Origin of the sequence: Hymenobacter gummosus (genome assembly GCF_003970915.1) — a bacterium.
GTDB lineage: Bacteria > Bacteroidota > Bacteroidia > Cytophagales > Hymenobacteraceae > Solirubrum > Solirubrum gummosum.
In genome coordinates, this window is sequence record NZ_RXOF01000003.1 from 397,374 (window position 1) to 422,707 (window position 25,334).

Annotated in this window: 24 protein-coding genes; 15 read left to right on the forward strand and 9 right to left on the reverse strand. The window is 65.2% G+C overall.

Annotated elements, in window-relative coordinates; genetic code table 11:
- The first annotated feature begins 42 nt into the window (after positions 1 to 42).
- From vapB to EJV47_RS07720, 6 genes are all read left to right on the forward strand, one after another.
- Positions 43 to 312, forward strand: a complete 270-nt coding sequence (gene vapB, locus EJV47_RS07695; RefSeq protein ID WP_126692562.1) for a type II toxin-antitoxin system VapB family antitoxin — start codon at positions 43 to 45, stop codon at positions 310 to 312.
- The gene (locus EJV47_RS07700) at positions 312 to 707 is read left to right on the forward strand and encodes a type II toxin-antitoxin system VapC family toxin (RefSeq protein ID WP_126692563.1); all 396 of its coding nucleotides are present in this window, start codon (positions 312 to 314) and stop codon (positions 705 to 707) included. The genes vapB and EJV47_RS07700 overlap by 1 nt, the downstream gene beginning before the upstream one ends.
- Positions 708 to 1,163: 456 nt before the next feature.
- A complete protein-coding gene (locus EJV47_RS07705) occupies positions 1,164 to 3,020 on the forward strand; it encodes a M2 family metallopeptidase (protein ID WP_126692564.1) in 1,857 nt (618 codons plus the stop codon).
- A gap of 305 nt (positions 3,021 to 3,325) precedes the next feature.
- Positions 3,326 to 3,688 (forward strand): hypothetical protein, encoded by a 363-nt coding sequence (locus tag EJV47_RS07710; protein ID WP_126692565.1) that lies wholly within the window; start codon positions 3,326 to 3,328, stop codon positions 3,686 to 3,688.
- 237 nt (positions 3,689 to 3,925) lie between these two features.
- A complete protein-coding gene (locus EJV47_RS07715; protein WP_126692566.1) occupies positions 3,926 to 4,435 on the forward strand; it encodes a hypothetical protein in 510 nt (169 codons plus the stop codon).
- A 16-nt stretch (positions 4,436 to 4,451) separates the two neighbouring features.
- A complete protein-coding gene (locus tag EJV47_RS07720) occupies positions 4,452 to 4,781 on the forward strand; it encodes a hypothetical protein (RefSeq protein WP_126692567.1) in 330 nt (109 codons plus the stop codon).
- A 26-nt stretch (positions 4,782 to 4,807) separates the two neighbouring features.
- Here EJV47_RS07720 and EJV47_RS07725 read toward each other — a convergent pair whose 3' ends face one another.
- The 7 genes from EJV47_RS07725 to recQ all read right to left on the reverse strand — a co-directional run bounded on the left by EJV47_RS07725 (position 4,808) and on the right by recQ (position 12,798).
- Positions 4,808 to 5,518 carry a GAF domain-containing protein gene (locus EJV47_RS07725; protein WP_126692568.1) on the reverse strand — a complete coding sequence of 237 codons (711 nt, stop codon included), beginning with the start codon at positions 5,516 to 5,518 and terminating at the stop codon, positions 4,808 to 4,810.
- Between the two features lie 24 nt (positions 5,519 to 5,542).
- The gene (locus EJV47_RS07730) at positions 5,543 to 6,262 is read right to left on the reverse strand and encodes a pirin family protein (protein WP_126692569.1); all 720 of its coding nucleotides are present in this window, start codon (positions 6,260 to 6,262) and stop codon (positions 5,543 to 5,545) included.
- Between the two features lie 275 nt (positions 6,263 to 6,537).
- The gene (locus EJV47_RS07735) at positions 6,538 to 7,374 is read right to left on the reverse strand and encodes a LexA family transcriptional regulator (RefSeq protein ID WP_126692570.1); all 837 of its coding nucleotides are present in this window, start codon (positions 7,372 to 7,374) and stop codon (positions 6,538 to 6,540) included.
- 314 nt (positions 7,375 to 7,688) lie between these two features.
- Positions 7,689 to 8,570, reverse strand: coding sequence for a hypothetical protein (locus EJV47_RS07740; RefSeq protein ID WP_126692571.1), 882 nt, complete (start codon positions 8,568 to 8,570; stop codon positions 7,689 to 7,691).
- Positions 8,571 to 8,629: 59 nt separating this feature from the next.
- Positions 8,630 to 9,472, reverse strand: coding sequence for a hypothetical protein (locus tag EJV47_RS07745; protein WP_126692572.1), 843 nt, complete (start codon positions 9,470 to 9,472; stop codon positions 8,630 to 8,632).
- Entirely contained in the window at positions 9,469 to 10,176 is a 708-nt protein-coding gene (locus EJV47_RS07750; protein ID WP_243651055.1) for a DUF2306 domain-containing protein, read from the reverse strand. Before EJV47_RS07750 ends, EJV47_RS07745 begins: the two co-directional genes overlap by 4 nt.
- 363 nt (positions 10,177 to 10,539) lie before the next feature.
- Positions 10,540 to 12,798: a DNA helicase RecQ gene (gene recQ / locus EJV47_RS07755; protein ID WP_126692573.1), complete on the reverse strand. Its 2,259-nt coding sequence runs from the start codon at positions 12,796 to 12,798 to the stop codon at positions 10,540 to 10,542.
- A 163-nt stretch (positions 12,799 to 12,961) separates the two neighbouring features.
- On the opposite strand from recQ, the gene EJV47_RS07760 reads away from it, so the two are divergent.
- The 8 genes from EJV47_RS07760 (at position 12,962) to EJV47_RS07790 (ending at position 19,829) form a co-directional block, all read left to right on the forward strand.
- Complete coding sequence (locus tag EJV47_RS07760) at positions 12,962 to 13,564, forward strand: hypothetical protein (RefSeq protein ID WP_126692574.1); 603 nt, start codon at positions 12,962 to 12,964, stop codon at positions 13,562 to 13,564.
- Between the two features lie 33 nt (positions 13,565 to 13,597).
- Positions 13,598 to 13,957 carry a DUF4180 domain-containing protein gene (locus tag EJV47_RS07765; protein WP_126692575.1) on the forward strand — a complete coding sequence of 120 codons (360 nt, stop codon included), beginning with the start codon at positions 13,598 to 13,600 and terminating at the stop codon, positions 13,955 to 13,957.
- Between the two features lie 34 nt (positions 13,958 to 13,991).
- The gene (locus EJV47_RS07770; RefSeq protein ID WP_126692576.1) at positions 13,992 to 14,624 is read left to right on the forward strand and encodes a class I SAM-dependent methyltransferase; all 633 of its coding nucleotides are present in this window, start codon (positions 13,992 to 13,994) and stop codon (positions 14,622 to 14,624) included.
- Positions 14,625 to 14,665: 41 nt separating this feature from the next.
- Positions 14,666 to 15,067, forward strand: coding sequence for a DoxX family protein (locus tag EJV47_RS07775; protein WP_126692577.1), 402 nt, complete (start codon positions 14,666 to 14,668; stop codon positions 15,065 to 15,067).
- Between the two features lie 477 nt (positions 15,068 to 15,544).
- A complete protein-coding gene (locus EJV47_RS27945; RefSeq protein WP_165903657.1) occupies positions 15,545 to 15,706 on the forward strand; it encodes a hypothetical protein in 162 nt (53 codons plus the stop codon).
- 84 nt (positions 15,707 to 15,790) lie between these two features.
- Complete coding sequence (locus tag EJV47_RS07780) at positions 15,791 to 17,197, forward strand: sugar MFS transporter (protein ID WP_126692578.1); 1,407 nt, start codon at positions 15,791 to 15,793, stop codon at positions 17,195 to 17,197.
- Positions 17,198 to 17,602: 405 nt separating this feature from the next.
- Positions 17,603 to 18,652: a UDP-N-acetylmuramate dehydrogenase gene (murB, locus tag EJV47_RS07785; RefSeq protein ID WP_126692579.1), complete on the forward strand. Its 1,050-nt coding sequence runs from the start codon at positions 17,603 to 17,605 to the stop codon at positions 18,650 to 18,652.
- Positions 18,653 to 18,779: 127 nt separating this feature from the next.
- Positions 18,780 to 19,829, forward strand: a complete 1,050-nt coding sequence (locus tag EJV47_RS07790) for a hypothetical protein (RefSeq protein ID WP_126692580.1) — start codon at positions 18,780 to 18,782, stop codon at positions 19,827 to 19,829.
- Positions 19,830 to 19,964: 135 nt separating this feature from the next.
- Here the strand turns inward: EJV47_RS07790 and EJV47_RS07795 are convergent, their stop codons facing one another.
- A complete protein-coding gene (locus EJV47_RS07795; protein WP_126692581.1) occupies positions 19,965 to 20,816 on the reverse strand; it encodes a rhomboid family protein in 852 nt (283 codons plus the stop codon).
- Positions 20,817 to 21,019: 203 nt separating this feature from the next.
- Complete coding sequence (locus tag EJV47_RS07800) at positions 21,020 to 23,437, reverse strand: endonuclease MutS2 (protein ID WP_126692582.1); 2,418 nt, start codon at positions 23,435 to 23,437, stop codon at positions 21,020 to 21,022.
- A 319-nt stretch (positions 23,438 to 23,756) separates the two neighbouring features.
- Between EJV47_RS07800 and EJV47_RS07805 the strand changes: the two genes are divergently transcribed.
- Complete coding sequence (locus EJV47_RS07805; protein WP_126692583.1) at positions 23,757 to 25,328, forward strand: hypothetical protein; 1,572 nt, start codon at positions 23,757 to 23,759, stop codon at positions 25,326 to 25,328.
- The last annotated feature ends 6 nt before the right edge of the window (positions 25,329 to 25,334 follow it).

Genomic DNA, 25,334 nt, shown 5'->3' on the forward strand with positions numbered 1-25,334 from the left:
GCTTGCTACCGTTCAGCAAACAGGATTACGTATATTCCTCCTATGACTGCTGCCCACCTTCTCCGAACGTATGAGGCGCTGCCGCCCGAGCTGCAGCGTGAAGCCACGGATTTTATTGAGTTTCTGCTCTTGAAATGGCAGCAGCAGCTAGGCCAGCCACTTCCTTCTGGCTCCGATTCTTCTCCCAAATCCGAACCGGAGCTGGCAAAGATTGCCGCCGGCCGCCGGGCTACTCTCGGCGCTTTGAAGGGCCAAATCTGGCTGGCTCCGGATTTTGATGAGCCCCTGGATGATTTTAAGGACTACATGTAATGGCGCGTTATTTACTCGATACCCACACCTTGCTATGGCATCTGGAAGAAAGCGCGGAACTGCCGATAATGGTGCGTGAACTATTGCTTCAGCCCACCAATCAAGTGTTTATCAGTGTAGCGAGCTGGTGGGAAATGGCCATTAAGCTCAGCATTGGTAAATTAAATACGCGCGCCCCGCTGGCACAACTCATGCAGCTGGCCGATCAGGGCTATTTTAAGTCGCTTGCCATCGAGCCGTCCCACCTGCTGCAGCTGGCCCAGCTGCCATTCCCCGCCAACGGCCACCGCGACCCGTTCGACCGGCTGCTGATTGCCCAGGCCCAGGCGGAAAACCTCACCCTGCTGAGCCGAGACGCCAAGTTCGACGCGTACTCCGTCCAGCGCCTCTCTTGATAGGGCCGCCCTGGGGTGCGCCCGGCCCGGGCTGGAAGTACAAGTCCCGCTTCCCGACTGCCGCCCGCCCGGCTGGCCCCGCAGCGGCCCGCCGCTGCCGCGAGTCTGCTGCCAACCGGCCGAAACGCGCTACTTAGCACAGGAAACATACTACTGGTCGCCGGAAACGGACTACTATCCAACGGAAACCGTTTACTTCCCGCCGGAAACGGACTACTGGCCACCGGAAACCGACTGCTGGGCACCGGAAATCATCTACTACCCGCCGGAAACCAACTACTCGGCACCGGAAGCGGATTACTAGCCGGTAGAAACGGACTACTCGGCCCCTGCGGGCAACCGCGGCTTGCCTGGGCTGGCTTTACGAGCTGCCCGGCGCGGCGGCGAAGCAGGGCGGCCCGGATGTTTGGCCGGGGTGCTACATTTGGCTCCCAGCCTTATTCCCGCCTCATCGTCATGCACAAACACCTCCTGCCCCTGCTCGCGGCCGCCTTGCTGGCCGGCTGCGCCCAGAAAGCTTCCGCTCCCGCGGCCACGACTACGCCGCCACCGGCTTCATCTGAACCGGCCACCCAGCCCATCGGCCACAACTGGCCCCGCGAAGCCGAGGAGTTTCTGGCCAATTACTCCAAGGAGTACCAGCGTCTGTACACCGCGTCGGCGGAGGCGGAGTGGCGCTCCAACACCCGCATCGTGCCCGGCGACACCACCAACTCGGCCGCCACGGCCCGCGCCAACGAAGCCGCCGCGGCCTTCAACGGCAGCACCGAAAATATCAACCGCCTGCGCGAGCTGCTGGAGCACAAATCGGAGCTGACGCCCCTGCAGGTGAAGCAGCTGCAAACCGCCCTCTACAACGCCGCCTCCTCGCCCCAAACGGCCGCGGAAGTGGTCAAGCGCCGCATCAAGGCCGAAACCCAGCAGACCGAGAAGCTCTACGGCTACGAGTATAAGTACCAGGGCAAAGCGGTGACGACCAACGACTTGGACCGGGTGCTGCGCGAGGAAAAGAACCCGCAAAAACGCCTGGCGGCCTGGGAAGCCAGCAAGGCCGTGGGGCCCACGCTCAAAGAGGGCCTGCTGAACCTGCGCGGCCTGCGCAACCAGGTGGTGCAGGCCCTGGGCTACCCCGACTACTTCAGCTACCAGGCCTCCGACTACGGCATGACCCGGGAGGAAATGATGACGCTGGTGCGCCGCATCAACCAGGAGCTGCGCCCGCTCTACCGCGAATTGCACACCTACGCCCGCTACGAGCTGGCCAAGAAGTACGGGCAGAAGCAGGTGCCCGACTACCTGCCCGCCCACTGGCTGCCCAACCGCTGGGGCCAGGACTGGAGCAGCATGGTGGACGTGAAGGGCCTCAACCTCGACCCCATACTGGCCAAGAAGGGCGCCGAGTGGCAGGTGAAGCAGGCCGAGCGGTTTTACCAAAGCCTGGGCTACCCTGCCCTGCCGCCGGTGTTCTGGGAGAAGTCGAGCCTGTACCCGCTGCCGGCCGGCGCCACCTACAAGAAGAACAACCACGCCTCGGCCTGGCACATGGACCTGCAGAACGACGTGCGCAGCCTGATGAGCGTGGAGCCCAACGCCGAGTGGTACGAGACGACCCACCACGAGCTGGGCCACATCTACTACTACCTCACCTACACCAACCCCGACGTGCCGGTGCTGCTGCGCGGCGGCGCCAACCGCGCCTACCACGAGGCCATGGGCAGCCTGATGGGGCTGGCGGCCATGCAGAAGCCCTTCCTGGCCGGCCTAGGCCTGGTCGACGCCAACGCCAAGACCAACCAGACCCAGCAGCTGCTGAAAGAGGCCCTGAACTACGTGGTGTTCATCCCCTTCGCCTCGGGCGTGATGAGCGAGTGGGAAAACGCGTTCTACGCCGACAACCTCTCCCAGGACCAGCTCAACGCCCGCTGGTGGGAGCTGGCCAAGCAGTACCAGGGCGTTGTGCCGCCCACGGCCCGCGGGGAAAACTACCTCGACCCCGCCACCAAGACCCACATCAACGACGACCCGGCCCAGTATTACGACTACGCCCTCTCGTACGTCATCCTGTTTCAGCTGCACGACCACATCAGCAAGCAGATTCTGAAGCAGGATCCGCGCGCCACCAACTACTACGGCAACAAGGAAGTCGGTAAGTTTCTGCAGAGCATCATGTACCCCGGCGCCTCGGCCGACTGGCGGCAGCTGCTGCGCGACAAAACCGGCGAAGACCTCTCCGCCCGCGCCATGGTCGACTACTTCCAGCCGCTGATGGCCTACCTCAAGGAGCAGAACAAGGGCCGCAAGTATACGATGTAATTCCGGCTCGGCGGCGTACCTTGAACGGGCGAAACCACGTGGTTTCGCCCGTTTTTTATGGCTGCGCGCTGGTCTGCGTCCCTCCCCCTGCTGCTCACGCTGGGTTGCCTGCTGACGGCCGGCTCCTGCCTGGCTCAGACTTCCTACGCCCGTATGTCGGCCGAGCAAAAGCGCCTGTACACGCCGGCCCCACTGCCCGCCGATTTTCAGCCCGCGGCGCTGGGCAGCTTGCCGGCGGGCAAGATCAGGCGGCTGAGTCCGGGCTGGCTCGACCACCTGCGCCGCGCAATCAGGGCCGGCTGCTGGTGTACGTCGCCCGGTTCGACTGCCAGCAGAGCGTGCGGGAGCTGGTGGCCCTCGATTCGCTGGCCCGGCAGCAGCCCGCCCTGCAGCTGCTGCTGGTGTCGGCCGACGACTGGTACCTGCTCGGCGGTGTTCAGGACTCGTACCAGGCGCACCGCATCGAGCGGCCGATTTTCACCCTCGACATGCTGGCCTACGACCAGGCTTATCGGCCGGATAAGCGCCTGCGGCAGTTTGCGAACGAAGTGCCCGGCCCGCCGGCCACGCCGCCCCGCTCCGTAAAGTTCGTGCTGCTGCAAAACGACCAGATTGTGTACACCGGCCCCAGCACCGCTACCCTCGCCTCGGTGCCGGGCCTGCAGTAGCCCCGGCAGCTTTATCGAAAACCACTCCCTCAAGCAGCTGAGCGGCCTGCTGGCCAGCGCCGAGCCGCCGACGAAGCTGCGCAGCTACTACGAGCCCCTGCCCGCCGAAACGCACGCTACCATTTACCACCCGGCCGCGCTGCGTGCTTTTCGCCAGGTGTTCAGGCCCACCGCGGCGAAATAAACCTACCCGCCTTACGCCCCGCTCCCGTTCTACCATGAGTTACCTCCGCCAGCTTGACTGCTAACCCCACTATCATCCTGCTTATCTGCGCTTCGACCCGCTTGCTCAGCGCCGGCACGGCCGCCAGCAGCGCGGAGCCGCCGCGGCCGCCGCTGACCCTGCGCTGGAAAACCCTGGCCGACACCGCCCGCTATTCCGTCAAGTACGTGTCGCTCAACTTCGATGCGGCCCCCAGAACCACGGGCGGCGACGTGCTGAGCTTTCTGAACAACCCGCAATACCCGGCCATCCAGCTCAGCAACCGGCAGGAATGGCAGCTCTACCGGCTGGCCACCACCCCCGCCTTCTACTCCGAAGGCGACTGTGGCACCTTCCACCTGAACGCCGGTTTTGTGGTGTACCAGGGCAGCCGCATCGTGGGCACAATCAACGTGGGCTGCGGCTTCAACCAGTGGAACTACGCGCCCCACAACCCGCAGGCGAAATGGGGCGGGCTGAACGACCAGGGTTTCCGGGCCATGCAGCAGCTGCTGGACGATATTTACGCCCACTCAAAGCCCTGATTCCAGCCCGTCGCGTATGTCCGTAGCTACCGAGTACATTATCCGCTGCCCGCGGCTTGATGAGCACGCCCTGCGGCAGTTTTTGCGCCGCCAGTTCGTGGTGGCCGGTATGGCTTCGCATCAGCTGCGGCTGGCGCTGCCGGTGCCGGGCATGGAAAACTGGCGCGTCACGACGCTGCCTACCTGGCCCACCGTCACGCTTTATCTGCATCCCTGGAGTATCTACTTCTGCGACCAGCTGGCGGCTCCGGCCGAAGCCTCGCATATACTGCGCCTGCTGCTGGATTTTCTGCTCACCACGCCCCAAAACCTACGCCTCCCGCCCCCGGCAGCTGCCGAAGCGTAGCGCAGGCCGTTTTTGCCCGCCCCGGCTTAGCCCAGCTGCCCCAGGCGGCGCTGCAGCACCTTGGCCAATCCGTTCAGCCGCCGCTCAATCAGCTGCGCCACCTCGTCGTCCTCGAAGTCGATGTGGCCGTTGCGCGAGTTCAGGTAGCGGGCCAGGGCCGAGTTTTCGTCCAGGGTGTCGGCCAGCTCGGCCTGCGCCGCTTCCCACTCCTCCGTCTGCTGCGCTTCGAGGTAGCGCGCCCGCAGCTCGATGGTCTGGCTGACCAGCCCGGCCAGCCGCGCCAGCACGGCCTTTTCCTTGTCCGTCACCGTCCGAAACTCCCGCCCGATGACGGCCAGCATGCCCACCCGCTCACCGTTCGGCATCTGCAGAGCCGCGCCGGCGTAGAACTTCAGCCCGATGGCCTGGGCCACGTCGGGCTTGATGAGGGTACAGCTTTCGGGCTTGTAGTCCGACGTTACCACCGGCTCGTCCAGCAGAATGGCGGCCGAGCACATGCTCTCAGCGCGCGGCAGCCCCGGGATGCCCGCGTGCCCCGCCACCGATTTAAACCACACGTAGTCGTCGTCGACGAGCGAAACCAGGGAAATCGGAACGTTGAAAAGCTGGGCGGCCCAGGCCGTATAGGCGTCGAAAATGGGCTCGGGCGTGGTGTTGACAATGTGGTACTGATGCAGCGTGCGCAGGCGCGCGGCATCGTGAACCGGAATCAGGGAGGCAGGAAAAGGCGTGCTCATGCGGCGGGTAAGCAGTCCTTTTGCTTAGTAGTTGGCCTCGGCGGCCGGCAGGTCGATGAGAATAAACTGCGCGTCGCGCTCGGCCCGGATGTGAATCACGTGCTCGTCGGTCATGCGGGCCTGGTCGCCGGGGTTCAGCTTGCTGCCGTTGATGAGGATGGCCCCCTCGCGCACGTAGATGAACGTCAGGCGAATGGGGAAGGTCTTAAATTCCAGCTCCTTATCGGCGCGCAGGTTACTCCAGTAAATGCTGGTGTTGGAGTTCATGTACACCACGTCCTCCAGCACTTTCTGGCCCGACACCAGCGGCACTAATTCATTTTTGGAGTCCAGGAAGTCGATGTCCTTCTGCTCGTAGCTGGGGGCCAGGCCCTTCTGATTCGGAATAAACCAGAGCTGGTACAGCTCCAGCGGCTTGTCGGTACGGTTGAACTCGGAGTGGGCCAGGCCGGTGCCGGCCGTCATGCGCTGCACCTCGCCGGCCGAAATGGTGGTTTTGTTGCCCATCGTATCCTCGTGCGACACCTCGCCCTCCAGCACGATGGTCACGATTTCCATCTCGTGGTGCGGATGCTGCGGAAAGCCCGCATTCGGTGCCACCGTGTCGTCGTTGAACACCCGCAGCGGCCCGAAATGCATGTTCTTCGGGTCGTAGTAGCCGGCGAAGCTGAACAGGTGGTAGCTGCTGAGCCAGGCGACGGGCTGGGCGTGAAATCGGTCGTTGGCGGAAATGTAGGAGAGCATAGTCGTCGGGCGTGAGGTCGAGGGCCGGCGGAGCCGGCGGTGCTGCCCCGCATACGCTTCGGGGCGCCCGAAAGTTAAATCACGGACCGCAGATGCAACGGATGAACGAGCGGATTGAAACGGATTTGCCCTGGCGCCTCGATTCCCCAATATGGATCAAGCAAAACAGCCATACTCCGGCGAGAGTATGGCTGTTCGATTTAATCGGGGAAACGCGGAAGAAACCGTCAGAACGAATCCGTTTCAATCCGCTCGTTTATCCGTTGCATCTGCGGTCAGGCTTTCTTCATCGTCGTCACCTGCTTCTGCAGGTCGAGCACGATGCTGGCCAGGCGGTTCAGCGAGAGGTCGGCAATGGGGAAGGTGCTGCTGATAAAGCTCTTGGCTTCCCAGATTTCGAGTACGTCTTCCACGTCGATGTCGTAGGGCGAGTACACGGGGTTGTCGGAGTGCAGCGTCAAAATGGCCGCGTCCTGCAGGCGGTTGAACACGCGCTTGAACACGATGCCCTCCTTCTTGCTCACCACGATGCAGGGCGTGCCGTCCTTCACCTCGTTCCAGTCGGCCACGTAGCGGCCCACGATGGTGGTACCCGAGGCAATGGGCAGCATGGAGTCTCCGGCAATTTCGAAGGCGCGGAAAGTGCCCGTCTGGCCCAGCATGGGCAGGCGGAACTTGGGCAGTTCCTCAATGTATTCCTGGTCGGCGTAGCCGTTGAGGTAGCCGGCAGCAGCCTTCAGCGGCACCAGCTCGATGTTCTCCTTCTCGTCTTTGCCCACGGTGAAGGCCAGCACGCGCAGGTTTTCGCCCTTGGCGCGCTCGGGGTCCGTCACCGAGGCCCCGTCGGAGCCGGCGGCTTCCAGGGCGGGCGCGTTCTGCAGCTGGCGCATCACGGCCGCGGCCTGGCGCTTCTTGCTGAAGTCGATGGTCACCAGCGCGTCGAGCGAGATGCCAAACAGGCGGGCCATCTTGACCAGGGTGGTCAGTTTCGGCTCGGCGCGGCCTTCCTCGTAGGCACCGATGAGGGAGCGTTTGATGCTCAGTTTATCAGCCAGTTGTGCTTGGGTCAGGCCCAGCTCACGGCGCCAGAATTTCAGGTTGGTATTGATCATGGGGCGGGGTGGCCGGCTAACGTAATTCGCCCTCAACGGCTTACCGGCTCGTGAAGGTACTAACGGCTCTTTGCTTTTACTAATTCATTTAGCAGAAAGTTTTTTTTGAACCGCTGGTTTTGCTGGATTTCGTTGATTGCACTGATTTTTTTGGTTTCGTGGCTGATAAAATCAGCCGCAAAACCGCTGAAATCTGTTCTGCCGCGAATCTTGCCCAGAATTAAAATGAGGCCCCAACGCCGGCAGAAATGGCGTTGGGGCCTCGCAGTTTACGTCGGCAAGTAGTAGTGGCAGACCGGCGTACCGGAAGGCCGCTACAGGCTGGCCGTTTTGGGCGCATCAGCCCACCATTCGTCGTTTTCCCAGTACGAGTCCCAGCCTAGCTTGGCGTATTTGGGGTTGAAGTCGACGTCCCGCTCCCCTACCACAAACTCGGAAAACACCTCGCGGCCGTAGCTAAAGATGTCGGATACCAGCACCAGGGGCTTGCGCTGCCCGGTGGCGTAGCTGGTCCAGTTGCCGGTGAGCAGCACGTTGGCCTCCTTACTGGGCGTATTCGCATCCACGGCGTAGGGCTGGATTTTGCCGTCCTCGTCCACGCGGAAATCCAGGGCTACGTCGCCGCGGAACTCGCCGGCCTTGCCCTGGCTGGCGTCCTCGCGCAACACGAAGTGGCCGATGGCGCTGTAGGAGTTGGGGTAACCGGTAAAATCGTATCCGTGCGCGGCGTATTCCTTTTTCTTGGCCTCCGACAGCGCCGGCTGGTCGGCCAGCTGCTCCAGCACGATGACGCCCTCAAACGGCGTGATGACCTTCTTGAAGCGGTCCTTCCCGCGCACCCGGAACACGTGGGGCTGCAGCGTGTCGCGCTCCACGCTGGTAAAGACGAACTCGATGCGGTACTTATCGGGCCCGAAAAAGCCGTTCAGCACCTCGCCGTAGGGGCTTTCCTCGGGCTCCAGCGTCCAGAGCGAGCTGACGTCGTATTTTTTCAGGAAGGCGGTCATTTCCGGCGCGGGCGCGGCGGCCTGCACCAGCGCTTCGTCGGGAGTCGGGCGCGCCGGGGTCGGGGCGGGCGTAACGGCCGCGGTACGGGGCGCAGCGGCGGCGCTGACCGAGGGCTTGTTGGCGTCGGGGGTGCGCTGGCAGGCGGCCAGTAGGCCGAGGCTGAGCACGAGGGCGGAAACGGGTTTCATTGGATAAGCAGCCATCAGTGGGGTGTAATACGAAGCGAAGTAAGCAGAAACGGGCGGGGCTACAAGCTCACGCTGCTGGCCGGTGCGTCGGCCCACCACTCGTCATTGTCCCAGATGCGGTTCCAGCCCAGTTTGGCGTACTTGGGGTTGACGTGCGGCATCCGCTCCCCTACCATAAAGTCGCTGAACACCAAGCGGGCTACGGCATTGAGGTTGTTGCCCCAGAGCACCGGCTTGACGGCACCGGTCTGGGCGCTGACCCACTGGCCCTCAAACTTATAGCCGCAGCCCTTGGTGGCGCTGTTTTCGACCCAGCCCAGCTGCACTTTACCCGCCGCATTAATAACAGCATCAGCAGATAAGGTGCCCTTGAATACGCCGTGGCCAGCAACCGCCGCATCTTCGCGAAGCTCAAATTGCCCTTTAAAGGTGTAAGTCGCGTCGGTATTAGTGTCGGTGCTGGCTTGGCCGGGTAGTACTTGCTGCAGGGTGATGGTGCCGCTGAACGGGGTGATACGCTTCTTGTAGCGGTTTTTGCCGCGCACGTGGTACACCTGGGGCCGCTTGGCGTCGCGCTCCACGCTGGTAATGGCAAACTCGATGCGGTAGTGGTCGGCGCCGAAAAAGCCGTTCTGGCTGGGCGCCGGCCCGTAGCCGCTGCTGCCCCAGCCGCCTTCCTCTTCCTGCTGGCCGGGCAACCAGAGCGTTTTCAAATCGTGGCCAGCGAAAAAGGCCTGCGCGGCGGCCGGGCTCAGGGCCGCGGCCTTGCTCCCATCACCGGGGCCAGCGGCCCAGCCGGTCGGGGCGGCCGTACCAGTAGAAACGAGGGCCGGCGCGGCCAACAGGCCAGCAACGACGGCGGAGCAGCTGAGCAGGCTCAGCCAGGGCAGGTGCTTGTTCATGCGGGTACGGCTTGGGGTTTGGGTTGTTTGGAGGCGTAGAAGTCGCGCAGCAGGCGGCGGGCGGCACCGCCCTGCACCAGCACTTCAGCTAGCAGCAGGTTGCCGGTCCACGACAGCCAGGTGACAGTCAGGTAAGTTTCGATGGGCTTAGTACCGAGCCAGTGAAACATGGCGTAGCTTTCCAGGCGCAGGCTCATGGCGGCCAGCGTCACGGCGAAGGAGCGCAGCATCCATTCGGTGTGCTCGGCCCAGCGGCGCTGCCGGGCCAGGCGGTAGGCCTGCCAGGTGGCCAGCCACCACACGAAGCACTGCAAGGTGAAGCCGACTTTGGCGGCCAGCCCACCGTTGGCGTAGCCGGCCAGAATCAGCCCCGAGGGTGCGGCCAGGGCCAGGATGGTAGCCACGTATACCTTGCCCAGCGCGCGGTGCAGGGCCGGCCGGCGGCGCAGCAAAGCCGGGAAAAACTGCGGCAGCCCGGCGGCCAGCACCACCAGGCTGCTGGTGATGTGCACGTAGAAGCCCAGCCGGAACAGGCCGCTGGCGTTGGTTTCGTCGGATTTAGTGGTCAGGAAGTGGATGCCCGGCTCGAAGCTCAGGTAGGGCAGCACCATCACGAGCATGCGCCCGGTGAACAGGACCACGGCGAGGCCAAAGAGCACTTGGGCTACGCGAATCACGGATTCGACGGATTTTTCGGATTTCACGGATTTTGTGGACGATTCGGTCAATTATTGCCGGTAGAAGTGCTGCCGCCACCGCATGAGCGGCTTATGACCGCTACCGGGTTCCTGTCCGTCAGGCTTGGATTGACCCGGCGACGAAGACAACGCTGGGCAGAACTAAAAATATACAAATACGACGATTTAATTGTCACCACTTGCTGCTCGTTCCAAGGCCGACGGTGTCCCGCTAGCTAATCCCGTAGGTGCTTGATGGCTTGGACACTGGCGTACAAAAAATTGCCCCGACCAGGAGCCGGGGCAATGCTTCGAAGGACAATCGTCCACAAAATCCGTGAACCGAAGGAAGGCGAAGCCAAATCCGTCAAATCCGCCTAAATCCGTGATTTACTCGGCCGGCGGCTGGTTGGGCAGCTCCCCGCGCAGGCGCTTGTCGTAGGTCAGGGCCACGCGCAGCTGGAAGTAGTCGTACCGCTCGCGCAGGTGGTCGAATAGGTCGCGCAGGCGGAAATCGGGGCCCAGCTCCTGCACGGCGGTTTTGATGCGGGCGTAGTCGTCCTGGCTGATAAACTCCTCGGTGCGCAGCTGGTAGCCCCGTTCGTACAGGGCCTCCAGGTGCGACTTGATAGTGCTGACGGCCAAGCCGCGCTGCTCGGCCACCTGCTCCACCGTCAGGCCCTGCCGGTGCATTTTCCAGCTGTCGAGGGCGGTGCCGCTGGGCGTGCCGGCGGCGCGCTTGCGGGCGGGGGCCGGGGTCTCGTCCTCGTCGGCGGGCACGTCGGGTACGTCGTCGGGCGAGGGGGCGCCGGCGTGCTGGGTGATGAGCTCGATAAACCGCTCCCCGTAGGTTTCAAACTTCTTCATGCCTACGCCCGATACGGCCAGCATGGCCGTGCGCGTGCGCGGCCGCTCGATGGCCATTTCCTGCAGCGTGGCGTCGGAGAAGACCACGTAGGGCGGCACGCCCTGCTCGTCGGCAATCTGCTTGCGCAGCTGGCGCAGGCGGTCAAACAACTCGTCGGTAACCGAGGGCAGGCGCTGGCCCGCGGCGGCTTTGGCGGCGCGGCCCTTGGGCGCTTTTTCGGCCTTCTGCGGCACCTGGAACTGCTTCAGGGCCTGTTTCCGCTCCCCTTTGAGCACCTGCCAGCCGAGGTCGGTGAGCTTGAGCGCGTAGCCCTGCTCGTAGGCAATGTAGAGCAGGCCGTCGTTGAGGAGCTGGTGCAGGTAGCTTTGCCAGTCGAGGAACGAAAGGTTAGCGCCGGCGCCGAAGGTCTTGATCTGGTCGTAGCCGCGGCTGATGACGGCCTGGTTGCGGCGGCCCAGCAGCACGTCGCAGATGAGGGTGAGCGGGGCGGCCTCGCGGGTGCGGGCCACGGCCGACAGCGCCTTCTGGGCCAGCTCGGTGCCGTCGAAGGTTACGGGCGGGTTGCGGCAGATGTCGCAGTTGCCGCAGTCTTTTTCCAGCACCTCGCCGAAGTAGGCCAGCAGGATGCGGCGGCGGCAGGAGGCCGCTTCGGCAAACTGCTGCATGCGCTCCAGCTTGGTGGAGTTGAGCTGGGCCAGGCGCGGGTCGGCGTCCTTGGTAATCATGTCGCGCAGCTGGGCCACGTCGGCATAAGAATAGAACAGCACGGCCTCGGCGGGGGCCCCGTCGCGGCCGGCGCGGCCGATTTCCTGGTAGTAGCCCTCGATGTTCTTGGGCAGGTTGTAGTGCAGCACCCAGCGCACGTTGCTCTTGTCGATGCCCATGCCGAAGGCCACCGTGGCGCAAATCACCTGCAAGTCGTCGCGCAGAAACTGCTCCTGCACGTCGGAGCGGGCTTTGTCGGTCATGCCCGCGTGGTAGAAGCCGGCGCGGATGCCCTTTTCCTTGAGCTTGCCGGCCAGCGTCTCGCACTGCTTGCGCGAGAGGCAGTACACGATACCGGCCTCGTTTTCGTGGCCTTTCAGAAAGCTGACCACCGAGTTGACGCGGTCCTGGCCCGGGCGCACGCTTAGGCTCAGGTTGGGCCGGTCGAAGGAGGAGAGGAAGACCTTGGGCTCCTTCAGGCGCAGCTGCTGCTGGATGTCGCGCTGGGTAAGGCGGTCGGCAGTGGCGGTGAGGGCAATGATGGGCACCGCGGGAAACTGCTCGCGCAGCACCCGCAGCTGGGTGTATTCGGGGCGGAAGTCGTGGCCCCAGGACGAGATGCAGTGCGCCTCGTCGATGGCAAACATGCTGACCTTGAGCCGGTGCAGAAACGCCAGAAAGCCCTCGGACAAGAGCTTTTCGGGCGAGACGTAGAGCAGCTTGAGCAGGCCGGCGTGGCAGGCGCGCCCGATGCTGTTCTGCTCGGCCTGGCCGATGCTGGAGTTGATGCAGGCGGCGGATATCCCGTTGGCTTTCAGGGCCTCCACCTGGTCTTTCATCAGGGCAATGAGCGGCGACACGACCACGCACACGCCTTCCTGCACCATGGCTGGCACCTGGAAGCACACCGATTTGCCCCCGCCGGTGGGCATGAGCACGACGGTATCCTGCCCGCCCAGGATGCTCTGGATGATATCCTGCTGCATGGGCCGGAACTGGTCGTAGCCGTAGTACTGCTTCAGAACGCGCCGGGCGGATTCGAGCGTGGGCGTGAGGGGCTGGGTAGCTGCTAACATGGGGGGTAAAAATACGGCGGTTTGACGGGAGTTCTAAGCTAATGAAACTAGAGAAAAGCTAAAATGGTGCGCCTGAAAACCCTGGAAGTTGCGGGCCGCCGCCGCTTATCTTGCGCGGCCGGCTCCGGCCAACTACGCTCCCGGCCGCCGCATTAGTTATTCTATGAACTTCGACCTGGTGCTACGGCACATCGAACAGCGCCTCGGCCCGCCGCCGCGCCGCTTCAATTTCTGGGACCGGCTGACCTGGCTGCGGCTGCGCAAGCCCGACTGGGACTGGCGCCGCGACGAAATCCGCAGCACCGTCTTCAACTGGGAGCGGGCCTTCCTCTACGGCAAGCTCACCTGGGCCCACCTGGTGCAGGCCAACTACCTGATGTTCCAGAAAGTCCCCGACAACTGCCCGGGTGGGGTGCTGATCTGGCGCGAGGCAACCCGCCCTTTCGACCCCGACGCACTGGCCGAGGCCGCCGCCCAGCTTTACCGCCTGAAAGGCCATTCCGCCAAGCTGCGCGACCCGGCGGAACAGGCTTTTGCCGCCCTGCTCGAAGACGAGCTGACCCGGCCCTACGGCCTGGCCGTCCCGCCGCGCCTGGCCCAGGGGCTGGATTTGCGCCTGTCGACCGTCTTTTTCCAGCGCCAGCACCTGCCCGGCGGCGTGCTGTCCGGCTCCCTGTTCCCGGTGCTCTACCTCGACGAAGACCCCATGGTGACCGTGCTGGTGCCCGAGCGGTTCTGGCCCGCAGATTTCCGGGCCAGCTGGTAGCGGCCTGCAGCTCCCACTGAATTGCTTCTCCGCATGGATTTGCCGCTTTCCTCCATAGACAATACCAACCTGGCCGAGCTACTTGTCGATGCCCGCGTTATCAGCACGCCGGCCGACGGGGCCGAGCTTGCCGGCAACCTATACTTCCAGGGTTTCGAGGGCGTTATCCTGCGCACCGAGCAGCTGGCCCCGGCCTTTTTCGACCTGAAAACCGGGCTGGCGGGCGAGGTGCTGCAGAAGTTCTCGACCTACCGGCTGCGGCTGGCCATTATCGGTGACTTCAGCGTCTACCCGGGCCGTAGCCTGCAGGATTTTATCCGGGAAAGCAACGCGCGCGGGCAGGTCAGCTTTGTTGATTCGCGGGAGGCGGCCCTAGCCCGGTTTTCCGGTTAGCCCTCAGATTCCAAGTTCCTTCTATCCCACCCGCATGGACCGTCACCAACTCACCATTGCCGCCTTCGACCAGCTGGCCGAGGCCTACCAGGCCAAGTTTATGGACCTGGACCTCTACGACGACAGCTACGATAGGCTCGCGCAGCTGCTGCCGCCCGCGGCCCGGGTGCTGGAGCTCGGCTGCGGCCCCGGCAACCTCACCCGCGCCCTGCTCCGGCGCCGCCCCGATCTGCAGCTGCTGGCCACCGACCCGGCCCCCAACATGCTGCGGCTGGCCGCTCAAAACAACCCCGCGGCCCGCACCCGGCTGCTCGACGCCCGCCACCTCGACCAGCTGACGGAGCAGTTCGAGGCCGTGGTGGCCGGCTTCTGCCTGCCCTACCTCACCCCGGCCGAAACCGCCCAGTTGGCCCACGACGCGGCGGCGCGGCTGGCGCCCGGTGGCGTGCTCTACCTCAGCTTCATCGACGACGCGGCCAGCCGCTCGGGCTTCGAGCTGGCCAGCAACGGGCAGACCGGCGCCTACGTGTACTACCATCCGGCGGCAGCCGTGCGCGACGCCCTGGCCACGGCTGGTTTCGGGGAGCTGCAGGAGCTGCGCAAGCCCTATCCGCGCGGGGCGGAGCAGGTGGATACGCACTGCATCCTCATTGGGCGCCGAGCGTAGTCCCGCTGATTTTTAGCGCCCTTCCCGCCTTGTTCCCGGCCATGCCCGCTTCCGTTTCATCCCCTCCGCCGCGTCGCCTCCCCTTTGGTCTACTGGCCCTGGCGGGCCTGTTCGTCGCAGCTGGGGTCTTCCACTTTCTGCGGCCCCGGCCCTTCGTGCGCATCGTGCCGCCGCTGCTGCCCGTGCCCAAGGCGCTGGTGTACCTAAGCGGCGCGGCCGAAATTGGGCTGGGGCTGCTGCTGCTGCCGCGGCGCACGCGCCGGGTAGCCGCCTGGGGGCTGGTGGCGCTGCTGCTGGCCGTATTTCCGGCCAACGTGTACATGGCCCGGCTGCCCGGCGGGGGCGTTGGCGCGCCGCAGTGGCTGCTGTGGGCGCGCCTGCCGCTGCAGCTGCCGCTGATGTTGTGGGCGTGGCGCTACACGCGGCCGGGCAAGCAGGTCTGACTGGCTGGTTTTCTGCCGCCGGAGCTTAAATCCGGCCGGCTGATTCTGCAAGTTGGGCGGACCATTGCCTCATCCGATTCCCATGCGTTTGTGTATCCGCTGGTTTACCAGCGCGCTGTCGTTGCTGGCGGCCTGTGAGGCGGATTCTTCGGACTCTGCCGCCCCGGGCGCTTTTCAGGCCGACCGTTGGGGTGCAATGCCCCCAACGCTTTGAGGCGGCCCGGGTGCAGGCGCTGCGGCGGGCGGCGGCGCACCTCCCCGAGGCGGCTTTCCGGGACACGTTCAGCCTGCCGGCGGTGGGCCAGACTCCGGGCATCCGGACCAGCCTGCAGCTGGAACCGGGCGGCCACCGGCGGCTTCACCCACTGCTTCGACTTCATCAACCCCACTTTTCGCCGGCTGAGCAAGTAGTGCGCGGCCTGCTGTACGACCACCCGGAGCGGGCGCCCCCCATACAAATTCCGCTGGCGGGGCTTGGTGCTAAATACCGTCGAATACATCTATCCGCCTGATTCCGCCCAGCGCAGCTACCAGCGCGTGCTGCCCGGCCGCTGCCCCCAGCCCGCTCGTCAGCAGCTAGCGGCCCTGCCGGCCGAGTACCAGCGCATCCGGGGCATAGCCTGGTTTTTGAACCGCTAAGCCCGCCGCCCAGCAGGAAGCGTAGCGGGCCCCTGCCGCGTTTTCCTATCTTTAAAGCCCCGTATTCACCTCCTACCCGCCTCGATGGCCGCTCCCACTACTTCCTCCTCCGCCACCGCCGTGGCCGCCGGGCCCGCCCGCAGCTACGCGCTGCCCATGGCGGCCATGACCAGCCTGTTCTTCCTGTTCGGGGCCGTCACCAACTTCAACGGGGTACTGATGCCCTACCTCAAGGACGTGTGTCAGCTGACGGATTTTCAGTCCTCACTGGTGCCGTTTGCCTTCTTCGCGGCTTACTTTCTAATGTCGTTGCCAGCGGGCTACCTGCTGGAGCGCCTGGGCTACCAACGCGGCATTGTGCTGGGGCTGCTCATTATGGCCGGCGGGGCGCTGATGTTTATTCCGGCTGCCAATGCCCGGGCGCTCAGCCTGTTTCTAGCCGGCTTGAGCCTGCTGGGCGCTGGCGTGACGCTGCTGCAGGTAGCGGCCAACCCGTACGTGTCGGTGCTGGGGCCGGCGCGCCGGGCGGCCAGCCGCGTCAGCCTGGTGGGCGTGGCCAACAACCTGGGCGGCACGCTTTCGCCCCTGGTAGGCGGCCTGATTCTGTTCGGCAGCACGGAGGTACTCAAAGCCCGCCTGGCCCAACTGCCGCAGTCGCAGCGTCTGTTGGAGGAAGCCGCCCTCGTGAAGGCCCCCTACCTCGGGCTGGCTGCCTTCCTGGCTGTCCTGGCGGGCGTGTTCTTCCTGTTGCGCCTGCCCGAAATCGACAGCATTCCGGCCGATGAAGAAGCCGTGGCCGCCGACGCTGCCCTGCTGCAAGGCCGTCGTTCCGCGCTTGATTTCCGCCACCTCGTGCTGGGCGTCGTGGCCATCTTCATGTACGTTGGGGTCGAGGTCGGCCTGGGTGACTTCCTGATTCGCTACGGCGAGGCCCAGGGCATCCGTCAGCTCAGCGACTTCACCCAGCAACTCGTGCGCGGCCTTAACGCTGTAACCAACTACGGCCTGGTCGTCATCGGCCAGACGCCCCTGCCCATCGACACCGCCAGTGGCTTCACCAAGGCTGTAGGGGCCGTGCTGGTGGCCTCGTACTGGTTTGGCTCCATGATAGGCCGCATCGTGGGCATTCCGCTGCTACGCCGCTTCCCCGACCGCCCCATGCTGGTGGCAGTCTGCGCGCTGGGCACCGTGCTGGTGGTGGCCTCCGTGGCCCTGCGTGGCGAGGCGGCACTGTGGCTGATTGTGCTCTGCGGGCTGATGAATTCCATCATGTGGCCGGTCATCTTCCCGCTGGCCATCAAGGGCTTGGGGCCGTTCACCAAGCAGGGTTCCTCCTACTTGATCATGGCCATTGTGGGCGGCGCCCTGATTCCGCTGCTCATGGGTTGGGTAGCTACCCACGGGGGTGGCCTGCGCGTAGCCTTCCTGCTCCCCGCCCTCTGCTACGCCTACCTGCTCTACTACGCCCTGAGCGGCTACCGCGTGCGCTAAGCCCGGCCGCCCTTCTGACTTCGCCCCGCCACCGCTTGCCGGTGCCTTCCCCCAACGACCGGGAGGCCCCTGCAGCCGGTGGCGGTGCTTTTTCGGCCGGACGAACCCTGGCACAACCGATTGTAAAGGGTTCCGGCGCCCGTCGAAGGGGATTACAACCGGTTGGTGCCGGCTCCAACCCGCATTGAAGGCCTTTACAACCGGTTGTAGTCGGGTTAGACGGGCGTGAACGGCGGCTACAACCGGTTGTAATCCCCTTCGACGGGCGTTGCAGGCCCTTGCAGCCAGTTGGGGTACTTCTCGCTCCTCGCCAGGCGCCTCCCCAGCACCGGGGGCGGAAGGAGTCGGCGGCCCCGCGGCCGGCTACCTTGCCGCCCGGCCGAGCGGCCGCGCTATCTTTGCCCCATGTCTACCGCTTCCCCTGCCCTGCTGCGCGACGTGTCGCTGCGCGCCTACAACACTTTTGGCATCGACGCCAAGGCCCGGCTGTTTGCCACCTTCACTTCGGTGGAGGAGCTGCGCGCGCTGCTGCGCCAGCCCGAGGTGCAGGCCGCCCCCAAGCTGGTGCTCGGCGGGGGCTCCAACCTGCTCTTCACCCAGGACTTCGACGGGGTGGTGCTCAAAAACGAAATCCGCGGGCTGGACCTCCTCCCCGACGGCCCTGCCGACGACACCGTGCTGGTGCGCGCCGGCGCGGGCGAGTCCTGGCACGGGCTGGTGGAATACGCCCTCAGCCAGAACCTGGCCGGCCTCGAAAACCTCTCGCTGATTCCGGGCACGGTGGGCGCGGCCCCGCTGCAGAACATCGGCGCTTACGGCGTGGAGCTGCAGGACGCCTTCGAGTTTCTGGAGGCCGTCGAAATCAGCACGGGCGAGCTGCGGCGCTTCTCGCGCGAGGAGTGCGGCTTTGGCTACCGCGAATCGGTGTTTAAGGGCCCGCTGCGCAACCAGTACATCGTGACGGGCGTGGTGATGCGCCTGCACCGGCAGCGGCAGCCGGCCAACACCAGCTACGGGGCCATCCGCAGCACGCTGGAGGAAATGGGCGTGACCGAGGAGCCCACCCCGCAGCAGGTCAGCCAGGCCGTCATCAGCATCCGTCGCAGCAAGCTGCCCGACCCGGCCCAGGTGGGCAACGCCGGCTCCTTTTTCAAGAACCCGGAAGTGTCGCAGGCCAAGTTCGACGCCCTCAAGGCCCAGTACCCCGAGCTGCCCGGCTACCCCGTGCCCGGGGGCGTGAAGGTGCCCGCCGGCTGGCTGATTGAGCAGTGCGGCTGGAAGGGCCACCGCGCCGGTGAGGGCGGCCGCTACGGCGTGCACGACCGGCAGGCCCTGGTGCTGGTCAACCACGGCGGGGCCACGGGGGCCGAGGTGCGCGCCCTGGCCGAGGAAATCATTGCCTCCGTGCGCGAGAAGTTCGGTATTGAGCTGCACCCGGAGGTAAATATTCTCTAGACCGGCCAAGCATTCAGATATTAAAATTTGATAATACCATCCACTCTCATTGCAATAGTATCAGGAACTACCGCCAAATTTGTATAGAGTTTGCCCCCCTATACCTGTTGCCGCCCTTCGCCCTCAAATGAAAAAATTGACTCTGTTGGCCCTGCTCTGCAGCGGTACTTTCCTCTCGGCCCAGGCGCAGACCCGGACCACCAAAAAGCGCACGACGACCACTACGACGACGACTACCACCCCGGCCAAGTCGCAGCCCGAAACGGCCGCGGCGCCGGCGGCCCCGGCCGGCCCCCTGACGCTGGCGGCGGTGCGCACGGCCGAACCCGGCACCACCGTGACGGTGCGCGGCGTGGTGGTCAACGGCGGCGAGCTGGGCAACATCCGCTACATCCAGGACCGGGAGGCGGGCCTGCCCATCTTCTCCAACACCCTGGACGACCTCAAGAACCTGGTGCCCGGCGACAGCGTGGAGGTGCACGGCACGCTGAAAAACTACAACAGCCTGCTGGAAATGGACCCGGTGCAGTCGGTGAAAAAGCTGGGCTCGGGGCGTAAGTACGCCATGGTAACGGTGCCCGCCGCCGAGCTGACCAAGGTGCTCAACGAAACCCACGAGGGCCGCCTGGTGAAAATCACCGAGGTGGAGCGCCTGACCACCACCGGCGGCAACCCCGCCTCCGCCCTGGCCGGCAACGTGAACTACCTCATCAACGGGCAGGCCGGCGCCATCGTGCGCATCTCGGCCCCCTCCAACGGCCCCGACGGCTTGGTGGGCTTCACCCCGCCCACGGAGAAGTTCGACCTGGTGGGCGTGGTAGGCCAACACTCGCCCTCGGGTACGCCCACCGGCTACCAGCTGCTGCCCCGCCTGAGCACCGACTTCGTGGTGGCCGGTGGCCTGCCCGTCATCAAGGGCGAGCCGGTGCCCGTGGCCGTGACCAAGAACAGCATCACGGTGGACTTCTCGACCATCAACCCCGGCACTACCAAGGTAGAGTACGGCGCCACGCCCGCCCTGGGCGGCATGGTGGAAGACAAGACGCCCACCAAGCAGCACCAGCTGACGCTGACCGACCTGCAGGCCGGCACCACCTACTACGTGCGCGTGTCGTCGGCCAACAGCATGGGCATCAGCACCCAGCCCGCCGTGCCGATGATTACCCGTAAGAAGTAATTCGGCTCGCCCGAAAGCCAAGCGGCCGGCTCCTGCTGTCAGGGGCCGGCCGCTTGGCTTTTGGAGAAAATGTCTTGTCCGTCGTGCAGCGCACTCTGCTTGACGGGCCAAATGCGCTGCCTGCTCCCGGAGGTATTACGCCTCCACGTCCTGCCACCACTCCGAGAGCCGGGCCAGCCGCTCCCGTTCGCGCTTGCTGAGGCTATCCACGCCGCGGGCGCTGATTTTATCGAGTAGCTGGTTCATTTCCTCCTGCCGCTGCCGCTTGGCTATGTTGCTGCGGTCGTCGAGGGTGTAGAGGCCGCGCTCCTGCGAGAAAATACGGGCCCCGGCCAGCACTTCGGGGCGCCACATCACCAGCGCCAGGAAGGCCGCGGTGGGCAGCAGGGCCAGCAGGATGGTCACGTAATTCGCCTGCACCACCCAAGGCTCGATAGCCGCCGCCACCACGAGGCCCGTAATGGCTCCGCCCAGGTGGGCGGCGTGGCCTACGCCGGTGTCCTTGGCGCGGATGCCGTAGATGGAAATCAGCACGTAGAGCAGGCCGTAGGCCCAGCTCGGCAGCGTCAGCAGGCCGAAGACCGTCAGCTCGGCGCCGGGCAGCAGGGCAATGCAGGCGAAGACCACGCCCGCCACCGCGCCCGAGGCCCCCACGGCGCTATAGCTCAGCTGCCGGCGGTGCAGGTACAGGGCCAGCAGGTTGCCGCCCACCAGGCTCAGCAGGTACAGCCCGGCGAAGCGGCCAGCGCCCAGAAAGCCCTCCAAGCCGAAGGCGAAGTTGTAGAGCACCAGCATGTTGAAACCAAAGTGCAGCCAGCCCACGTGCAAAAAGCCCGCGCTCAGGAGCCGGCCGTACTGCCGCAGGTTCAGGATGGCCCCCACCTGAAACTTGTAGCGCTGCAGGTAGCTGTCGTATTTCAGCCCCTGGTAGGTAACCACGGCGCAGCCCAGGCAGATGAGCAGGCCGATAATGCCAAAACCGTTCATAAATGGCCCGCCCGGGCGGGTAGTGCGGATAAAAAGAAGGAGTTGATAGCGCGGCCGCACGCCCGAAGCCCGGCCCGCCGCATCGGGCAAATATAGAGCAAGCGGGGTATAAGCCCAAAGGCCCACGCCAGGGCTATCGGCCACGAAAAAAGCGCCGGCTGCTGCAAAGGCAACCGGCGCTTAAACACTGAGAATCAAGCTACTTATTTGAGTACGGCCACCGTCACGCCGTCGCCACCGCGGTCGGCGTGCTCGTCGGCCACGCTGGCTACGGCCCGCTGGGAGTAGAGGTAGTCGCGCACCACCTGCCGGAGCACGCCGTTGCCGCGGCCGTGGATGAACTTGATTTCGGGTACGCCGAGCATCACCGCGTCGTCCACGTAGTTCATGATGCGCTGCAGGGCGTCTTCGGCCCGCTCACCGCGCAAGTCCAGGGTGGTGCTGAAACCGGCCATGCGGCCGGTCACGTCGAGGCCGCCGGTGGCGCGGGCTTCGGCGGCCGGGGCCTGGCGGGCGGCCTGCTTTTCCCGCTCCCGGATTTCCGAGCGCGTCACCTTTTCCAGCTGCTTCACCTTCACGATGGTTTTCAGCCCCCCGAACAGGACCTCGGCGGTGTTGCCCTTCAGGCTGACCAGCTCGCCGTAGCCTTCCTGGCCGATGAGGGCCACTTTGTCGCCGGGCTTGAGGGCCTTGGGGTCGACCACCTCGCGGGTGCCGCGGGGCTTGGGCAGCTCCTCCTTCAGCTCCTTCTGCACGAAGGTTTCCAGCTTCTGGCGGGCCTGCTTGGTTTGCTCCTTCTCGGCCCCGGCGGTGCGGATTTCCTTGATGGTGGCCTCAATCTGGGCGTTGGTGTCCTTGAGCAGCAGCTTGGCTTTCTGCTTGGCCTCGCGCAGCACGTCCTGGCGGGTTTCCTCGACGTGGTTCTTCAGGTCCTGGTACTCCTGGGCCACCTTTTTCATGCGCCGCTCGTGCTTTTCGGCCTCGGCGTTGCGCTTTTCGAGCTGGGCTTTTTCGGCTTCCAGCTCTTCCAGCAGCCGGTCGTAGCGCACCTTTTCCTTGCCCACCAGCTGCGAGGCCCGCTCCACGATGTTCTTGGGCAGGCCGATTTTGCGGGCAATTTCCAGCGCGAACGAGGAGCCCGGCTTGCCCGTCTCCAGGCGGTAGAGGGGCTGCAGGTGCTTCGGGTCGTAGCGCATGGCCCCGTTGACGAGGCCGGGCGTACGCTCGGCCAGGTTTTTCAGGTTGGTGTAGTGCGTGGTGATGACGCCGTAGGCCCGCACCCGGTTCAGCTCGCTCAGCACGGCCTCGGCAATGGCGCCGCCCAGCACCGGCTCGGTGCCAGTGCCAAATTCGTCGATGAGCACCAGGCTGCGCTTGTTGGCCAGCAGCAGAAACTGCTTCATGTGCGTTAGGTGCGAGGAGTACGTGCTCAGGTCGTTTTCCAGGCTCTGCTCATCGCCGATGTCGAGGAAAATGTCGTCGAACACGCCGGCCTCGGAGTCCTCGCGCACCGGGATGAGCAGGCCGCACTGCAGCATGTACTGCACCAAGCCCACCGTCTTCATCGCCACCGACTTACCGCCGGCGTTCGGGCCCGAAATGACCAGGATGCGCTGCTCGGGGTTGAGGTCGAGGTCCAGGGGCACCACTTCGCGCTCCTGCTCCTTGAAGTTCAGGTACAGCAGCGGGTGCCGGGCCTGGTTCCACTTCACCAGCGGGCGGGCCGACAGCTTGGGCAGCACGGCTTCGAGCTGGCGCGCGAAGCGGGCCTTGGCGCGGATGAAGTCGAGCAGGCCGAGGAAGTTGTAGGCCCGGCGCAGGTCCGGAATGTGGGGCCGGATCTGGTCGGTCAGCGCAATCAGGATGCGCACCAGCTCCCGGTGCCAAGCGTTTTCGAGGTCCTTGATGTCGTTGTTCAGCTCGAACACCGCCTCGGGCTCGATGTACACCGTCTGGCCCGTGGCCGATTCGTCGTGAATCAGGCCCTTGATGCGGCGCTTGTGCTCGGCCACGATGGGCAGCACCAGACGGCCGCCCCGAATCGTGGGTTCGGCCCCCTCGGGCGTCCAGCCCTCGGAGCGGGCCCGGCGCAGCACGTCGGCAATGGAGCGGCGCAGGATGCCCTGGCGGTTGATCAGCTCCTGCCGTATCTGGCGCAGCAAGGGCGAGGCGTCGTCGCGCACGTGGCCGTCATCGTCCACCACCTTGTCCATGCTGGCCAGCAGGTTGCGGTCGGCCTGCACGCCCACACCCAGCAGGCGCAGCGTGGGGTAGAGGCCCTCGGGCGCCTGCACGAAGAAGGTCAGCGCCTCGCGGATGGTGCGCAGGGACATTTTCAGCTCGTACACGGCCGCGGCTTCCAGGTAGGCGCCCGGAATCTGGGCGCGCAGCAGGTGCGGGCCGGCGTCGTGGTAGTACTGGCTGGGGAAATCGGCGCCACTGCTGAGCAGCTGGCGGAATTCGTCGGTCTGCAGCAGCAGCTTGCGTAGCTCGTCGGCGCGGGGCTGAAACTGCATCTTCTGCACGTACTGGCGGCCCAGGGCGCTGAGGCACAGCTCGGCCAGCCGCTCACGCACCTGCTGGAAGCCGATTTTCTGCTCGAAGGTGTTGGGGTAAATCAAGTGGTACTAGGTACTGAGTAGTCGGTAGTTTGGAACCAGGGCTGGCCGCGGACGGCGGCAGCCAGCCTTCTTTAACAGCCAACGCGGCCAAAAGATTCAGGCAAAGCTATACCAGCAGCGCAGGATAATGCGCAGAATGTAGGGCGCCACCACTTGAAAATCAGCCCGGCGGCCTTCCGGGCACCCCGGCGGACGGCCGCTACCGGCCGCCGCAGCCGCCCACCAGTGCGGTTTGCCGTCCCCAGATTCGGTAACTTGCGCCCTTCTGCGCCGTCTTCAAGCCCGTCCCGCAACGGCCCGCTGATTTCTTTTTTTCTGTATGCGCATTACCCTTACGCTATTGCTGCTCGGCTCGCTGGCCACCCGGCAGCCGGCAGCCGCCCAGGCCCCGCAACCCGCTCACACCCTGCAGCTGCCCGAAAAGGAATTTATCCTGGGCGCGGTCCGCCTGGCCAACGGCAGCCCGGTGGTGTGGACGCGCGCCGGCGGCACCTACCAGTGCCAGCTGCGCGCCTTTACCGCGGCGGGCCAGCCAGCCTGGGAAGCTACCGTGCCGCGCGCCTCTCTCACCTACGCCTACGAGGCGCAGCTCATGGCCTGGGGCAACCGCCTGGTGCTGCTGGAGCCGGTGGAGCGGGCCAACCCGACGCTTAAGCTGCAGCCGGGCCAGCTGCTGCTCCAGGTAATCGACGAGCAGGGCCGCGTCACGCCGCACGCCCTCGACGCGCCCCCGCTGGCCGCCAATACCGAGCGCAGCGTGGTGGGCAGCTACCTCGAAAACGACGCGTGCTACGTGCTGGCCGAGCACCGCGCCAAGAAGGCGGGCCCCGACGAGTGGTTTGTGGAGCGCTACGATCTGACGAGCAAGACCCTGCAGCGCAGCAAGCTGGCCTTGCCCGCCCGCTACGACCAGCAGCCCGACAAAAGCCGGTTTACCGACTGGGTGTACGGCGGCCACCGCCCCGACCGCACCTACTTCTACCGCTACGCCGGCACGCCGGGCCAGCCCAACGACTACCCCAAAAACGCCGGGCCGGAGTTCGACGTGTGCATCCTCGACAACGCCGGCCGCTTGGTGAGCAGCTTCACCACCACCCTGCACCAGCAGCTGCAGCCCGGCACGTTCAGCTACTACTCCGGCCGCATGCCCCACGCCCCCGCGCAGGGCCACACGCCGGTGGAGCTGACGCAGTCGTCAATGGGCTCCGGGGGGCGCACCAACTTCGATTTCCCGGACCTCTATAACCTGACGATGGGCGGCACCGGCGACTTGTACCTCGACCCGGCCACCGGGGAGTGCTGGTTCTGGGGCGAATACGCCAGCGCGCCGTTCACCACGCTGCGGGCGTTTCTGAAGCCGACGGAGGGCACTTACCTGCAGCGGTACTCGGCGGAGGGCAAGCTGCTCTCGACCGCGCAGGCCCCCTACCCGGCCGGTACCTCCACCGGCCTGCGCACCCCCTCCCCCGAGCGGCAGGCCCGGCTGCTGCGCGCCCCGGATACCGGGGAGCTGACGATGCAGTTTGCTCCCCGTGGCTCCTGGCAGCTGCTCTTTGCCACCTACAATGCCGCGGGGCAGCTGCAAACCACCGGCGCCTGGCCCGGCACCAGCAAGCAGGAGCTGGGGCTGCCGCTGGCCCTGCTCTCGGAGCAGCAATCCACCTTGGAAGGCAGCGGCTACAGCCAGCTGTCGGCCGCCGGTTTCCTGGCGGCCGATAAGGCTACAACCGGGCTGCTGCCGCGCGTCAAGCCCGTGGTGGAGAAGGCCACGGCGGGCCGGGCCGAAATCGACGTGCTGTACCTGGTGCCCCAGGACGGCAGCCGCGGCCTGCTGCTGCAAACGCACTTTGAGCGGAAGGGCAGCGTCCTGACGCTTTACCAGCTGCCGTAGCGGCCT